This window comes from Marinimicrobium locisalis (assembly GCF_039822625.1).
In the GTDB taxonomy this organism is placed as follows: domain Bacteria; phylum Pseudomonadota; class Gammaproteobacteria; order Pseudomonadales; family Cellvibrionaceae; genus Marinimicrobium; species Marinimicrobium locisalis.
In genome coordinates, this window is sequence record NZ_JBDLLG010000019.1 from 46,728 (window position 1) to 61,562 (window position 14,835).

General features: G+C 59.6%; 12 protein-coding genes. 4 read left to right on the plus strand and 8 right to left on the minus strand.

What is annotated here, in order from left to right; translation table 11 throughout:
* Nucleotides 1–33: 33 nt before the first annotated feature.
* The 8 genes from rseP to rpsB form a co-directional block, all read right to left on the minus strand.
* Nucleotides 34–1,386, minus strand: coding sequence for a sigma E protease regulator RseP (gene rseP / locus AAE514_RS12845; RefSeq protein WP_347331950.1), 1,353 nt, complete (start codon nt 1,384–1,386; stop codon nt 34–36).
* Nucleotides 1,387–1,396: 10 nt separating this feature from the next.
* Nucleotides 1,397–2,584 (minus strand): 1-deoxy-D-xylulose-5-phosphate reductoisomerase, encoded by a 1,188-nt coding sequence (ispC, locus tag AAE514_RS12850; RefSeq protein WP_347331951.1) that lies wholly within the window; start codon nt 2,582–2,584, stop codon nt 1,397–1,399.
* 8 nt (nt 2,585–2,592) lie between these two features.
* A complete protein-coding gene (locus AAE514_RS12855; protein WP_347331952.1) occupies nt 2,593–3,459 on the minus strand; it encodes a phosphatidate cytidylyltransferase in 867 nt (288 codons plus the stop codon).
* Nucleotides 3,452–4,225 carry a polyprenyl diphosphate synthase gene (gene uppS / locus AAE514_RS12860; RefSeq protein WP_347331953.1) on the minus strand — a complete coding sequence of 258 codons (774 nt, stop codon included), beginning with the start codon at nt 4,223–4,225 and terminating at the stop codon, nt 3,452–3,454. Before uppS ends, AAE514_RS12855 begins: the two co-directional genes overlap by 8 nt.
* 66 nt (nt 4,226–4,291) lie before the next feature.
* On the minus strand, nt 4,292–4,849 hold the full coding sequence (frr, locus tag AAE514_RS12865; RefSeq protein ID WP_347331954.1) for a ribosome recycling factor: 558 nt from the start codon (nt 4,847–4,849) through the stop codon (nt 4,292–4,294).
* Nucleotides 4,839–5,582, minus strand: coding sequence for a UMP kinase (gene pyrH / locus AAE514_RS12870; RefSeq protein WP_347331955.1), 744 nt, complete (start codon nt 5,580–5,582; stop codon nt 4,839–4,841). The genes frr and pyrH overlap by 11 nt, the downstream gene beginning before the upstream one ends.
* Nucleotides 5,583–5,670: 88 nt before the next feature.
* Complete coding sequence (gene tsf, locus AAE514_RS12875) at nt 5,671–6,543, minus strand: translation elongation factor Ts (protein WP_347331956.1); 873 nt, start codon at nt 6,541–6,543, stop codon at nt 5,671–5,673.
* A gap of 119 nt (nt 6,544–6,662) precedes the next feature.
* Nucleotides 6,663–7,406 carry a 30S ribosomal protein S2 gene (gene rpsB, locus AAE514_RS12880; RefSeq protein WP_347331957.1) on the minus strand — a complete coding sequence of 248 codons (744 nt, stop codon included), beginning with the start codon at nt 7,404–7,406 and terminating at the stop codon, nt 6,663–6,665.
* Nucleotides 7,407–7,726: 320 nt separating this feature from the next.
* On the opposite strand from rpsB, the gene uxuA reads away from it, so the two are divergent.
* From uxuA to AAE514_RS12900, 4 genes are all read left to right on the plus strand, one after another.
* Nucleotides 7,727–8,911: a mannonate dehydratase gene (gene uxuA, locus AAE514_RS12885; RefSeq protein WP_347331958.1), complete on the plus strand. Its 1,185-nt coding sequence runs from the start codon at nt 7,727–7,729 to the stop codon at nt 8,909–8,911.
* Between the two features lie 245 nt (nt 8,912–9,156).
* The gene (locus AAE514_RS12890) at nt 9,157–11,073 is read left to right on the plus strand and encodes an acetyl-CoA hydrolase/transferase C-terminal domain-containing protein (protein ID WP_347331959.1); all 1,917 of its coding nucleotides are present in this window, start codon (nt 9,157–9,159) and stop codon (nt 11,071–11,073) included.
* A gap of 114 nt (nt 11,074–11,187) precedes the next feature.
* A complete protein-coding gene (gene map / locus AAE514_RS12895; RefSeq protein ID WP_347331960.1) occupies nt 11,188–11,958 on the plus strand; it encodes a type I methionyl aminopeptidase in 771 nt (256 codons plus the stop codon).
* A 2-nt stretch (nt 11,959–11,960) separates the two neighbouring features.
* A complete protein-coding gene (locus AAE514_RS12900) occupies nt 11,961–14,672 on the plus strand; it encodes a [protein-PII] uridylyltransferase (protein ID WP_347331961.1) in 2,712 nt (903 codons plus the stop codon).
* Nucleotides 14,673–14,835: the final 163 nt, after the last annotated feature.

Below are 14,835 nucleotides of genomic sequence, written 5' to 3' on the forward strand. Positions count from 1 at the left end.
ACTCCAATCGTTCCGGCGATGGCCGGCACACGCTTACAGACGCATGATGTCGTTGTAGAGCGCGAGGAACATCAGCCCGACAACCATGATCAGCCCTATCTGATAGCCGATCTGCTGCGCCCGCTCGGAAACAGGGCTGCCTTTCACTACTTCAATGAAGTAATACATCAGGTGACCGCCATCCAGCACCGGAATGGGCAACAGGTTGAAAACGCCCAGGAAAATACTCAGCAGCGCCACAAACCCAACAAAACTCTTCCATCCGCTCTGGGCGGAATCGCCGGCCACCTTAGCAATGGTGATGGGGCCGCTCAAGTTTTTCGTCGAGATTTCACCCACAATGAGCTTTTTAACGGAAAGCAGCACAAAACCAGCGGTGTCCCACGTTCGATCCACACCCGCCACAAAGGACTCGACCGGCCCGTACCGATATTCGCGCACCCACTCTTCCGGCCAGGACTGGGGCTGAAGACCAACGCCAACCCGACCGAAGCGCTCTCCCTCCTCTTCCACCGTTTCAGGCGTCACCGATAGACTCTTTTCCGCCCCGTCGCGTTCCACCGTCAGCTGAATTTCTTCGCCCGGTCGCTCGCGCACATACTCGACCCAGGTGGTCCAATCGGGCATAGGCTGGCCATCGGCGCTGAGAACATGGTCGCCGCTCTGCAAGCCCGCCCGCTCGGCCGCGCTTTCGGGCACCACTTGGCCAACAACCGGTTTGACCGTCGGGCGTTTGAGTTTCAAACCCAACCCAGAGACCGGGTCGGGCTCTTCAATGCCCTGAAGCCACCCTTCAAGCCGAGCTTCGGACATGTATTGCAAGTCTGATTCGGGGTACTTCACCCGAAACGAGATGGTGCCGCTCTCGCCCAGACGGCGCAATAGTTGCTGGTGAAGCGCCTGCCAGGTAGGCGTGGACTCTCCGTCAACGGCCAAAATTTCCTGGCCGGCCTCCAGGCCCGCCTCCGCCGCGACCGAACCGGTCTCGACGTCACCGATAATGGGGATGGGCTCGCGCGTACCGGGAATCATCAGCAGCCAGAACAGCAAGACGGCCAGAATAAAGTTTGCCACGGGCCCCGCCGCCACGACCGCGATCCGCTGCCAGACGTTCTTGCGATTAAAGGCCCGGTGGAGTTCCTCCTCGGGTACCTCGCCCTCACGCTCGTCAAGCATCTTGACATAACCGCCCAGCGGGATGGCAGCCAGGGCGAACTCCGTTCCCTGGCGGTCGCGGCGACGCCATAGGATTTTTCCAAAGCCAATGGAGAAGCGCAGTACCTTAACGCCGCATCGCCGCGCGACATAGAAGTGGCCGAACTCGTGCACGGCCACCAGAATCACCAGCGCGACCAGAAACCAAATAACCGTCTGAATCAGTGCCACAAACAACCTCTCAGTGGGGCTGGATCAGAGCGCTCGCCTGCTGGCGAGCCTCAAGATCCGCGCCTTGGACAGTCTCTAAACTGTCGGGTTCATTAAATGCCACCCGACCCATAACCGTTTCAATAATTCGCGGGATGTCCGTAAACCCGATTCGGCGGTTTAAAAAAGCCTCGACCGCAATCTCGTTGGCTGCATTCAGCACCGCGGGGGCCGTACCGCCCGCCCGTGCCGCATCGGCCGCCAGGCGCAAACAGGGAAAGCGCTCGGTGTCGGGCGCGGCGAAGTCCAGCCTCGCCGTGGCGATCATATCCAGCCCGGCCACGCCGGAGGCCATCCGCTCGGGCCAAGCCAGGGCGTGAGCGATGGGTGTGCGCATATCCGGGTTACCCATCTGCGCCAGCATAGAACCGTCAACGTACTCCACCATGGAGTGGATCACACTCTGGGGATGGACCACCACTTCAATCTGGTCCGGCTGGGCATGGAACAGCCAACAGGCTTCGATCAGCTCCAAACCTTTATTCATCAAAGTCGCCGAGTCAACCGAGATTTTTTGTCCCATGCTCCAGTTCGGATGGGCGCAAGCCTGCTCGGGCGTCACCGAAGCCAGTTGATCCGCCGGGTAGTCCCGAAACGGCCCCCCGGACGCGGTGAGCAAAATTTTACTCACTCCGCTGCCCGCCAGGCCCCCGCCAAGGCAATCGCGAGGGTGGCCCGGCAAGCACTGGAAAATGGCATTGTGCTCGCTGTCGATGGGCAAGAGCGTTGCACCGTGCTCTTCCACCGCCCGAGTGAACAGCCCTCCGGCCATCACCAATGCTTCTTTATTGGCAAGCAGAATTTTCTTTCCCGCGCGGACCGCGGCCAAGGTCGGTACCAGGCCGGCCCCACCGACGATCGAGGCCATGACCGTATCCACCCCCGGTGCCGAGGCCACCTCGCTCAGCGCCTCGGGGCCCGCCAACACTTCAGTGTCACTGCCCCGCTCTCTCAACCAAGCGCTCAGGGACTCCGCCCCGGCTTCCTCCACGACCACCGCATAACGCGGGCGGTGCCTGAGACAGGCCTCCCCCAGCTTTTGCCATTGGGCGTAAGCGGTCAACGCGTAAAGGGAATAGCGGTCAGGGTGCCGGGCGAGCACGTCCAGCGTACTGTCGCCGATGGAGCCGGAGGCCCCGAGGATCGTTACCAATTGCATAGAAGACCTCACCCGAGGGGCCAGCCACCGGCCAGCAAGGCCAGGGCGAAAACCGGGGCGGCCGAGGTCAGGCTGTCTACCCGATCCAACACCCCGCCATGCCCCGGCAAAAGTGCGCTACTGTCTTTTATGCCGCGATGTCGCTTGACCATGCTCTCTAGCAGATCACCCAGTACCGACACCAAACTGGTGGGCACGATGATGGCCATCCAGAACAACAGCCCCCCTTTCCAAAACAGGCCAATCAACGTCGCCAACAACAGGTTCGCGGCCACGCCGCCGGCAAACCCTTCCCAGGTTTTTCCGGGGCTGACACTGGCGGCCAGCTTGCGGCGCCCCCAGCGCCGACCGGTGAAGTAACCTCCGATATCGGCACAGGCCACCACCGCCACCAGTAGCACCAACAACCAAGGGCCGCCCTCCTGCACTCGCAAAAAGGACAGGCCCGCCCAGGCGGGGACCAGCACCAGCAGGCCCATTAACGCCCGCACCCAACGGCTTTGCCAGAGCAACGCGCTAGCGGGGTAGCTTTGCACCCAAAGAAGCGCCACCGCCCACCAAAGACACCCGAGCACAAGAACATTGCGAAACGCCAAGCGCTGGCCTTCGTTCAAGGCTCCCCCCACCAGAGCGGTCTCCGGCAGCGTATGGATATCGAGATAGAATGCCACCCCCGTCATTAACGCACCGGCCAAAAGGATGTAGAGAGCCCGCTGCCCGTAGCGACTCCAACCCGAGAGGTTGGCCCACTCCCAGGCGCCGATGAGGGTAATGGTCGCGGCGAAGGCTGAAAAGAGCGGTCCGGGCAGATAGATCAGAGCCAATAGGAAAACGGCGGCCAATACAATGGCCGTGAGCACGCGCTGCTTAAGCATGGCGCACCTCCCCGGTGGACGAAGAAGACGGGCTCGCGCCCTTCTCTTCCCGGGCAACCTGGTCGCCCGTGCGCCCAAAACGGCGCTGACGCCGGTGAAAGTCATCCGCCGCGGCCTTAAGCTCAGCGGCGTCGAAGTCCGGCCACAGGGCTCGGCTGAAATACAGTTCGGCGTAGGCACATTGCCAGAGTAAGAAGTTGCTGATACGCACCTCCCCCCCGGTACGGATAAGAAGGTCTGGATCGGGCAAGCCCGCGAGGCTGGTCTGCTCGTGTAACAGGTGCTCGTCAATATCGGCGCTGTCGAGCTCACCGGCCTTCACCTGTTCGGCCAGCCGTTGGGCGGCCTGGGCGATATCCCAACGGCCGCCGTAGTCGGCGGCAATGACAAGAGTGGTTTTCCCATCCCGGGTTCGCTTCTCGGCCTCGGTAATGGCTTTCTGCAGAGACGGAGTAAAACGCGAGCGGTTACCCACCACCCGCAGCCGCACGCCCTTTTTCTGCAGCTCTTTTGCCTCCTGTTTCAGGTACCACTGAAACAGAGACATCAGCGCATCCACCTCTTTGCGTGGGCGCTTCCAGTTCTCACTGCTGAAAGCGAAAAGCGTGAGCACCTCGATCCCCAAATCTTGGCAGGCGGTCATGATATCGCGGATGCGCTCGGCACCCTCCTTGTGGCCCGAAATGCCGGACATGCCTCGCTCCTTGGCCCAGCGATTATTGCCGTCCATGATAATAGCGATATGGCGCAGGGAATTGCTGGTCACAAAAAACTCCTGGAACAGTTGCCGCGCACGGCCAACCGGCGCCGCCATAGAGGGCGGCGCCAAGGCTCAAATTTCCATCAAGTCCTCTTCCTTGGCGCTGAGGAACTTGTCGATCTGAGCAATGTATTTATCGGTTATTTTTTGGATCTCATCCTGAGCACGATGCTCGTCGTCTTCGGTGATTTCCTTTTCCTTGAGTAAGGCCTTAACATCCGACAGCACATCGCGGCGTATATTGCGCACCGACACGCGCGCATGCTCGGCTTCCGCGCGGGCCTGTTTAATGTAGTTTTTCCGGGTTTCCTCGGTCAGCGCCGGCATTGGCAACCGGATGAGACCACCGTTGGTCGAGGGATTAAGCCCCAGATCGGACTTCATGATGGCCTTTTCAATTTCAGGCACCAGCGTCTTTTCCCAAGGGCTGATGGTCAGGGTGCGCGCATCTTCCATTCCGATGTTGGCCAGCTGGTTTAGCGGCGTGTCAGCGCCGTAATACGAGACGTAAATCCCATCCAGGATGCTTGGGTGCGCACGGCCGGTGCGAATCTTGTTGAAATTGTTTTTCAGCGCATCAAGCGCCTTGTCCATGCGGCTTTCCGCATCCTTTTTTAAGTCATTCAACATTGTTTTTGCCCTCTTCGATCAAGGTGCCTTCGCTGCTTCCCACCACAATGTTCAGCAAAGCCCCGGCTTTGTTCATACGAAAAACCCGTACCGGCATATCGTGTTCCCGGCAGAGGCAGATAGCCGTCAGATCCATGACACCCAGTTTGCGCTCCAACACCTCGTCGTACGTCAGGCGATCATACTTGCTGGCGCTGGGGTCCTGCATCGGGTCGGCGGAGTAGACGCCATCCACTTTCGTGGCCTTGAGCACAATGTCCGCCTCCACTTCGATCGCGCGCAAACAAGCGGCGGAATCGGTGGTGAAAAACGGGTTGCCGGTGCCGGCGGAAAAAATAACCACTTCGCCCGAAGTCAGGGCCCGATTGGCCTGGCGGCTATCGTAGTGCTCAACAATCCCGCTCATGGGGATAGCTGACATCACGCGGGAAGAAATATTCGAACGCTCCAGCGCATCCCGCATGGCGAGGGCGTTCATCACGGTGGCGAGCATACCCATGTGATCACCGGTCACCCGGTTGAGCCCCGCACTGCTGAGCGCGGCACCACGGAACAGGTTGCCGCCGCCGACGACCAAACCGACTTGAACGCCGATTCCGACCAGTTGGCCGATTTCCAGCGCCATTTTGTCCAATACTTTGGGGTCGATCCCAAAGCCTTCCGAGCCCATCAACTCTTCGCCGCTGAGCTTTAAAAGAATTCGTTTGTACTTCTTATCGCGTGCGCTTGGCATACTGGGTTCTCCGCTAGGTGCTCATTGAAAATCGGGTAATCACCGGACAGGTCAGGTTTCTGCCCGCCCGGTGCAAGCGCCGCGGAGTTTAGCTTTTGGAAGAAGCCTTGACCTGGGCGGCCACTTCATCGGCAAAGTCCACTTCTTCTTTCTCGATACCTTCGCCCACTTCAAAGCGCACAAAGCTCTGAATGGCGGCGCTGGCATTAGAGAGCAGCTTGCCCACTTTGACTTCGGGGTCCTTCACGAACGGCTGCTCAACCAAGCTGCCTTCTTTCAGGAACTTATTGATACGGCCCATCATCATCTTTTCGACGATTTCGGCGGGCTTGCCTTCCATGTCCGGCTGAGCCTTGATGATTTCCTTCTCTTTGGCCACGATTTCTTCGGGCATATCGTCCGGGTTGATCACCTGGGGGTTAACAGCGGCCACGTGCATGGCCACATCGCGAGCCAGTTCGGCCTCACCGCCTTCAAGCTGAGTGATAACGGCAATACGATTGTTGGAGTGCACATAACCGTCAATCACGCCGCCTTCAACCACGGCAACACGACGCACGGAGATGTTTTCACCGATTTTTTGAACCAGCGCTTCGCGCTCGTTTTCCAGCTCGCCGTCCATCAGCGCCGCCACGTCGGTCTGCTTGTCGGCAAAGGCTTTGTCCAGCACTTTCTCAACGAAGGCCATAAAGCCCGCATCGCGCGCGACAAAGTCGGTTTCGCTGTTAACCTCGATGATAACACCGTAGCTGTTATCGTCGGAGACTTTTACGGACACGATGCCATCCGCAGCGGTGCGGCCGGCCTTCTTGGCGGCCTTGAGACCACTGGCTTTGCGAAGGTTTTCGATCGCCACATCCACATCACCGTCGGCTTCCTTCAGGGCCTTTTTACACTCCATCATGCCGAGCCCGGTGCGCTCGCGCAGCTCCTTAACCATAGACGCAGAAATTGCTGCCATGTCGCTATCCTCTTGAAATAGGTCTGAATCTTCATTCGAAAAAAGGGGGCCGCCGCTTGGCCTGCCCCCTTTAATTAGTGCCAATCAGCCCGTCCGGCGCCGATCGGCTGGCACCCGGCTTACTCGGAGGCGGCTTCGCCTTCGGCGGGCACGTACTCGTCTTTGTTCGGCGCGGACTGAGCCTCTTTCGCGCCTTCCAGGCACGCGTCAGCCATGGCGGTCACGTAAAGCTTGATTGCGCGGATCGCGTCGTCGTTGCCGGGGATGACATAATCGATGTCGTCCGGGTTGCTGTTGGTGTCAACCACACCAATAATCGGCAGGCCCAGCTTCTTGGCCTCCTGCACGGCGATACCCTCGTGGTCCACATCGACAATGAACAGCGCGTCGGGCAAACCGTTCATATCTTTAATACCACCGATGGAGCGCTCCAGTTTGTCCATATCGCGAGTGCGAGACAAGGCTTCACGCTTGGTCAGCTTGTCAAAGGTGCCGTCCTGGCTCTGAGCTTCCAGGTCGCGGTAGCGACGAATGGAGGCACGGATGGTTTTGTAGTTGGTCAGCATGCCACCGAGCCAGCGGTTGCTGACGTAGGGCATATTGGCCCGCTCGGCCTGTTCTTTGATGGTTTTCTGAGCGGCACGCTTGGTACCGACGAACAGGACCTTTTTCTTCTGAGCGGCCATTTTTTTGACCACGTCCATCGCCTCGGAGAAGGCGGGAACGGTCTGTTCCAGGTTGATGATGTGAATCTTGTTGCGGGCACCGAAGATAAAACGGTTCATCTTCGGGTTCCAATAGCGGGTCTGGTGGCCAAAGTGGGCACCAGCCTGCAGCATATCGCGCATGCTTACTGTAGGCATTTTGTCATTCCTGTATATCGGGTTGGGCCTCCATACACCCCGCCAGCCAACCCGCTTGCGGCGGGCACCCAGGCTAACGTGCCGGTGTATGTGTGACGTTAAGGTTTCTTAATTCGTTGCCCGTAGGGGCAACTGTTCCGCGGCCGATGCCAGTGGCACTGGCCGCGGAGCCGCGCTTTATACCATAATTCAGGTTACAGTGGAACCCGCCGCCTTGCTCCTGAGCGGCACTTAAGGTCTAATAGTCAACCTGACTCAAAAGGGCCCCTGACGGCCCCGCACACCACAGAACACCTCAATACATAGGACAAAGACCCACTATGAAAGAAACATGGCGCTGGTTCGGCCCTCAGGATACAGTCACTCTGGAACAAATCGCCCAGGCGGGGGCCACCGGTGTGGTGACCGCTCTGCACGAGATCCCCACCGGTGAGCCGTGGCCGCTAGAGGCCATCCTGGAACGCAAGGCCATGATCGAAGCCAAGGGGCTCGAATGGACCGTTGTGGAAAGCGTGCCCCTGCACAATGACATCAAAACCCGCAGCGGTGATTACCAACGACACCTCGAAAACTACCGCGAGACACTGCGCAACCTGGCCGAGGCCGGTATTTACGACGTTTGCTACAACTTTATGCCCGTGGTGGACTGGACCCGCACCAACCTCGACTACGCCCTACCCGACCAGAGCCGGGCCCTGCGCTTCGAAATGGCGGACTTCGCCGCCTACGACATTCATATCCTGCGCCGGGAAAACGCCGAACAGAGCTACACGCCCGAGATTCGTCAGCGGGCGGCGGAGCGCTTCGCGGCAATGACGGTCGAGGCGCAACAACAGCTGGAAAAGAACATCATCGCCGGTCTGCCCGGCGGCGAGGGCTCTTACACCCGGGAGGGCATCCGCGCGGCCATTGCCCAATTCATCGCCCTCGGAGAGCGGGGAATGCGCGCCAACCTGTTTGCCTTTCTGGAAGACGTGATCCCGGTGGCCGAATCAGTTGGGCTTCGTCTGGCCATTCACCCGGACGACCCTCCCTTCTCGCTGTTCGGGCTACCCCGCGTCGTATCCACCGCCGCCGATGCCCGCGCGCTGCTCGAGGCCGTGCCCAGCGAAGCCAACGGCCTGACCCTCTGCGCGGGCTCTTACGGGGCGCGGGCGGACAACGATTTGGTGGAAATGGCCCGGGAGTTTGGGTCCCGCATCTATTTTGTACACCTGCGCAACATCACGCGTGAGCCGGACGGCTCTTTTTACGAGTCGGACCACCTGGGCGGCGACAACGACATGGTGGGCCTAATCCAGGCCCTGCTTCAGGAAGAGCGCAAGCGCCAGGCCGACCAACGCCCTCTGCCACCCATCCCGATGCGCCCGGACCACGGCCATCTAATGGGCGAGGAAATCGGCCGAGCGGGAATCAACCCAGGCTACTCTTATGCCGGCCGAATGAAGGGCCTGGCGGAACTTCGCGGCGTTATGCACGCGCTTGAGCATCTCGCCCCGGCTTGATCGGGGCGCGGGCCTCTGACGGGCTTCATTATTGCCCCCCCCCCTGCTGCGAGCCGCCGCGCTCGCAGCGAACTCCCCCGCTTATATCGGTGTCAGACCGCCACAGGAAGTTCCGGACGTCGGTTGGCAACCATCGGCACTGACCGTATGCTGCTGAAAGAACGCCACTCATACAGAAGGGGGAGTCACTTCATGGCGACAAGCTCCGAGCCTCCCGCTTGGTTCCTTAAGGAGGGAAAGCGCTAATGCCCGCCAGCAATCGTCATCTCGGCCCGGAGGTTTTCGAGGGCTGCGAAGCGCTCGCTGACACCCTCATTGATCGGCTGGAAAAGAGGCTGGTTGTGGGGCTACCTCTGGGGCTCGGCAAGGCAAACCACTTGATCAACGCCCTGTATCGGCGTGCTTGCGCCGACCCCAGCATCGAGCTGACAATCTTTACTGCCTTGACCCTGGAAGCCCCCACCGCCGGCAGCGAATTGCAGCGACGCTTTCTCGGGCCGGTTTCCGAGCGGCTGTTCGACGGCTATCCGGCGCTTGATTACGCCAGCGCCCTGCGCCGAGGCAACCTTCCCAGCAACATCACCGTGCGCGACTTCTATTTTCAAGCCGGCGCCTGGCTGAGCAGCCCCTTGGCTCAGCAAAACTATACCTCGATCAACTACACCCAGGCACTGGACGCTCTGCTGCGCGCCGACGTTAACCTGATTTTACAACTGGTCGCCCCTCCGGGCGCCGACAACGCCGGCCGCTACAGCCTGAGCTGCAACCCGGACATCAGCGCCGAGTTGCTCGATCGCCGCCGCTCGGACCAGATCAGCCTGATCAGCGTCGGCCAAATAAACAGCAATCTGCCCTTTCTGGGGGGCGAGGCCGATCGGCCAGAAAGCGATTTCGACTACCTACTGCAACACCCGCAGTACGAATTTCCATTGTTCACGCCACCACATAAGCCGGTCTCGAGCACCGACTACGCCATCGGTCTGCAAGTGGCGGGCCTGGTACCCGATGGCGGCACCCTTCAAATCGGCATCGGCTCCATTGGCGACGCCATCGCCCACGGCTTATTGCTGCGCCAAAGCCACAATGATGAATACCGGCAATTGCTCAAACCATTGCTCAAGGGCCAGAACGAGCCCGAGGGCCTGCTGCATTGGGACCGTTTTGACAAAGGGCTTTACGGGCTGACCGAGATGCTGGTGGAAGGATTCCTGGCGCTGATCAAGGCCGGCGTCATCAGTCGGCGCGTAGGCGGCGCCCTGGTGCATGGCGCATTTTATGTCGGCAGCCCGGTGTTCTACCAACTGCTGGCGGAACTTCCCCCCGAGGCCCGCGAGGGCATCGCCATGATGCCCGTGTCCTTTACCAATGAACTCTACGACAGCACACCGCTTCGGCCCGGCGATTCGACCCTGGGCTTGGAGGCGGAAAAACGCTCCGCGCGCACCGGCGCTCGCTTTATTAACAGCGCCATGATGGTCACTCTCACCGGGGCGGTCGTTTCCGACGGCCTGGAGGACGGGCGCGTAGTCAGTGGTGTCGGCGGCCAGTACAATTTTGTGGCCCAAGCTTTCGCGCTGCCCGACGCCCGCGCGATTATCACGCTGCCCGCCACCAGGACCAAAGCCAGCAAGGTCCATTCAAACATCGTCTGGCAATACGGTCACACCACCCTGCCCCGTCACCTGCGCGACATCGTCGTGACCGAGTACGGAATAGCTGATTTACGCGACAAGAGCGACGCCGAAGTGATCGCCGAGCTCATTAAAATCGCCGACTCCCGTTTTCAGGACGAACTCGCGCAAAAAGCCAAAGCGGCCGGCAAACTGCCCCGGGACTATCAAGTGCCCTCGGCGTGGCGCAATAACACGCCCGAGCGAATCCGTTCGGCGCTCAAGCGCAGTGGCCACGAGGCTCTCTTGCCGGCCTTCCCCCTGGGCAGCGGCCTGACCGAGACCGAGGAGCAAGTGGCCCAGGCCCTGGCGAAGCTGGCTCCCCAGGTGGGCAACTGGCCAGGCCTGATGCGCCTGGCCCTCACAGGCCTGCGTCGGCCGGTTTCCGAGCCCATGCGGGCCGGCCTAGAGCGTATGGCTCTGCGCCGCCCCCGCAGCCTTAAGGAGCGCTTCTACCAGGCGCTACTAAAGGCCACGCTCGACGATATATAGGCGACACGCCCGGCGGACGCTGCCCTTGTAGCGCACTCCCCCGGCAAGATCACTGTCGGACCCAGCGCAGATCGTTTAGAATGCGATTTTTGTTCCCAGAATCAGCGAGAAGACATGTCTGTCAGCATCAAAAGCCCGGAAGAAATCGAGAAAATGCGCGTCGCCGGCCGAATGGCGGCAGAAGTGCTGGAAATGATCGAGCCCCATGTTCAGCCCGGCGTCACCACTGGCGAGCTGGACCGCATCTGTCACGACTATATCGTCAATGAACAGAAGGCCATCCCCGCCTGCCTGAACTACCGGGGTTTTCCCAAATCGATCTGCACCTCCATCAATCAGGTGGTCTGCCACGGGATTCCCACTGAGAAGAAAACCCTGAAAAACGGCGATATCGTCAACATTGATGTCACCGTCATCGTCGACGGCTATCACGGGGACACCAGCAAAATGTACTTTGTGGGCAAGCGTCTGCCCCATGCCGAACGCTTGGTAGCGGTCACTCAGGAGTGCCTGTACAAGGGTATTGAGATGGTCAAACCGGGCACCACGCTCGGCGACATCGGTAACGCGATCCAGCAACACGCCGAGGCCAATCACTATTCGGTGGTGCGGGAGTACTGCGGCCACGGTATCGGCACAGTGTTCCATGAAGAGCCGCAGGTTCTGCACTACGGCCGCCCCAACACCGGCCTGGAACTCAAAGAGGGCATGACGTTCACCATCGAGCCCATGATCAACGCCGGCAAGCGCCACACAAAAACCAAGCCCGACGGCTGGACCGTGGAAACCAAAGACGGTCGCCTCTCCGCCCAATGGGAACACACCCTGGCGGTGACCAAAGACGGTGTCGAGGTCCTGACCGCCCGGCAAGAGGAAAGCTTTTAACCATGGATATGGTGGCGGTCCCCTACTTCGAACGACCCCTCTTCTTTTTTGACCAGGCCCGGTTCCGACGGGCGCTTGAAGAAAAGCCGGTTATCACCGTATTCAAGGACGCCATCGCCGCCGCCAACCGGCAGTTCGACGCCCGTTTTCGCGAGGGCGAAGACATTCGCGCTCTCGTTCGCGAGCGCGCGCTGTTTGTCGATTGCATGGTCCACTACGCCTGGCACCAACACCGCTGGCCCCTGGGCATTAGCCTGGAAGCGGTGGGCGGCTACGGGCGCGGCGAATTGCACCCGCACTCGGACATCGACTTGCTGCTACTGACCGGCAACCACAACACTCGCCAGCGCTGCCAGGGTCAGATCGAGCACCTGCTCACCTTTCTGTGGGATATCGGCCTGGAGATCGGCCACAGCGTGCGGACCCTGGAAGAGTGCGTAGGCTACGCCCGCGACGACATCACCGTCGCCACCAACCTCATGGAATCCCGAACGCTTGAGGGCGACAGTTCGCTACGCATTCAACTGATGCAGGAAACCGCCCCGGACCAGCTTTGGCCCGCGGATGACTTTTTTCGGGCCAAGTGGCAGGAACAGATCGCGCGTCACCAGAAGTACAACGACACCGAATACAACCTGGAGCCCAACATCAAAAATGCGCCGGGCGGGCTGCGCGATATTCAGATGATCAGCTGGGTGGCCAAGCGCTACTTTCAGGTGCGCACCCTGACCCAACTGGAAGGGAAAGGTTTCTTTACCGAGGAGGAGTTCTCTCTGCTGCGCAGTGGCGAAGAATTCCTCTGGAGAGTTCGCTACGGCCTCCACTTGATTGCCGGACGGGCCGAAGAGCGACTACTGTTCGATCACCAGCGCGAACTGGCTGCCATGTTTGGTTACCGAGACAACAGCGAAAACCTGGCGGTGGAGCAGTTCATGCACCGCTACTACCGGCTGGTAATGTCCCTGCGGGAGCTCAATGACGTACTGCTCCAGTTCTTACACGAGGTAATTTTGCAGCGGGGCCGGAACAAAAACGTAACGGCTTTGAACGAACGTTTCCAGCTCCGGGACCGCTACATCGAAGCGGCCCATATTTACGTTTTCGAGGAAAACCCCTCCGCCTTGCTCGAGATTTTCGTGCTCATGGCCAAGCACCCGGAAATTGAAGGGGTTCGGGCTTCCACCATCCGGCTAATGCGCGAGAGTCGTCACCTGATCGACAACGCCTATCGGCGCGACCCGGAAAATACCCGGCTGTTTCTGGAGCTGTTCAGCCACCCGGCCGGCTTGGTCGAGCAACTCAAGCGGATGTCCCGCTACGGCATTCTGGGCCTCTATCTGCCCGAATTCGGCCAGGTCACCGGCCAGATGCAGCACGATCTTTTCCACATCTACACGGTGGATGCCCACACCCTGAAGGTCATGCAGAATATGTGTGACTTCCTCAAACCCAGCGCCAAGGAAGACTTCCCCATTGCCGCTCACGTGATAAAGCAACTGCCCAAACCGGAGCTGCTTTACATTGCTGGGCTATACCACGACATCGCCAAGGGCCGCGGCGGGGACCACTCCATCCTGGGCGCCGTGGACGCGGAAGACTTCTGCCTGCGTCACGGCCTCTCGCCCCGGGAGACGCGGCTGGTATGCTGGCTGGTGGAACACCACCTGCTGATGTCCACCGTGGCGCAGAAGCAGGACATCTCCGACCCCGATGTAATCCACGATTTCGCCCTGCGAATCGGCGATCAGCAGCGTCTGGATTATTTGTACAGCCTGACGGTGGCGGACATCAACGGCACCAATAAGGAGCTGTGGAACACCTGGCGCGCAAGCCTGATGCGTCACCTGTACCTGGAAACCAAGCGTGCTCTTCGCCGGGGACTGGAAAACAACATCGACAAACACGAACTGATCGAGGAAACCCAGCAGTCCGCTCTGCGCAAGCTCGAGCGCAAGGGCATCGACTGGGCCACGGCCTGGAACCTCTGGTCGGACATGGGTGAAGAATACTTTATGCGCGAAACGGCGCTGGATATTGCTTGGCACAGCGAGGCGATGATTCAGCACCGAGACGACACGCCTCTGATTCTGATTAAGAAGACCACCAACCGGGAGCTGGAGGGGGCCACGCAAATTTTCGTGCGCAGCAAGGGCCGCAAGAATGTGTTTGCGGCGGTGGCCACGGCGTTGGATCAGTTGAACCTGAATATTCAGGATGCTCGCATTTATAATTCCGACAGCGGTTATACGGTGGATACGTTTTTTGTGCTGAACCAGGATGGAGAGCCGTTGGGGGATGACCCTAAGGTATTGCGGCACATTCAGAATACGCTGTTGGAGGAGCTGCGTCTGGTGGATGATTATTCGGAGGTGATCAGCCGCCGAACGCCGCGCCGGATGAAGCATTTTACGATGCCAACGCGCACGAGTTTGAGCAATGATATGATCAGCGGTTATACGGTGCTGGAGGTGATCAGTCCGGACCGGCCGGGGTTGTTGGCATGTATTGGGCGGATTTTTTTGCAGTTCGATGTGATGCTGCAAAATGCCAAGATTGCCACCCTGGGTGAGCGGGTGGAGGATGTGTTTTTTATTACGGATAACGATGGTGAGCCATTGAGTGACCCGGCGCTGTGTGAGTCTCTACAACAGGAGATTTGCGAGCAGCTGGATAAGCGCGCCACGAAAACATCTTCCTCCGTTGTGAACTTATAATTTGGAAGCTGTGCCATTAGGAGTTATGCCACTAGACGGACCGGCGGATGCGGGGTATACCGGTTGGAGACCCGCCGTGAACCCATGACGTGAAGGGATTCACTAATGCCGCGATGGCATGGATGCCAAAGAGCGGCCCCTGGGGGCTTCTCATCGGCATCCA

What these genes read in the sequence shown, in the direction of transcription:
- ispC (WP_347331951.1), bottom strand. Translation starts at nt 2,584, where the DNA reads ATGCAATTGGTAACGATCCTCGGGGCCTCCGGCTCCATCGGCGACAGT.
- AAE514_RS12855 (WP_347331952.1), bottom strand. Translation starts at nt 3,459, where the DNA reads ATGCTTAAGCAGCGCGTGCTCACGGCCATTGTATTGGCCGCCGTTTTC.
- frr (WP_347331954.1), bottom strand. Translation starts at nt 4,849, where the DNA reads ATGTTGAATGACTTAAAAAAGGATGCGGAAAGCCGCATGGACAAGGCG.
- pyrH (WP_347331955.1), bottom strand. Translation starts at nt 5,582, where the DNA reads ATGCCAAGCGCACGCGATAAGAAGTACAAACGAATTCTTTTAAAGCTC.
- tsf (WP_347331956.1), bottom strand. Translation starts at nt 6,543, where the DNA reads ATGGCAGCAATTTCTGCGTCTATGGTTAAGGAGCTGCGCGAGCGCACC.
- rpsB (WP_347331957.1), bottom strand. Translation starts at nt 7,406, where the DNA reads ATGCCTACAGTAAGCATGCGCGATATGCTGCAGGCTGGTGCCCACTTT.
- uxuA (WP_347331958.1), top strand. Translation starts at nt 7,727, where the DNA reads ATGAAAGAAACATGGCGCTGGTTCGGCCCTCAGGATACAGTCACTCTG.
- AAE514_RS12890 (WP_347331959.1), top strand. Translation starts at nt 9,157, where the DNA reads ATGCCCGCCAGCAATCGTCATCTCGGCCCGGAGGTTTTCGAGGGCTGC.
- map (WP_347331960.1), top strand. Translation starts at nt 11,188, where the DNA reads ATGTCTGTCAGCATCAAAAGCCCGGAAGAAATCGAGAAAATGCGCGTC.
- AAE514_RS12900 (WP_347331961.1), top strand. Translation starts at nt 11,961, where the DNA reads ATGGATATGGTGGCGGTCCCCTACTTCGAACGACCCCTCTTCTTTTTT.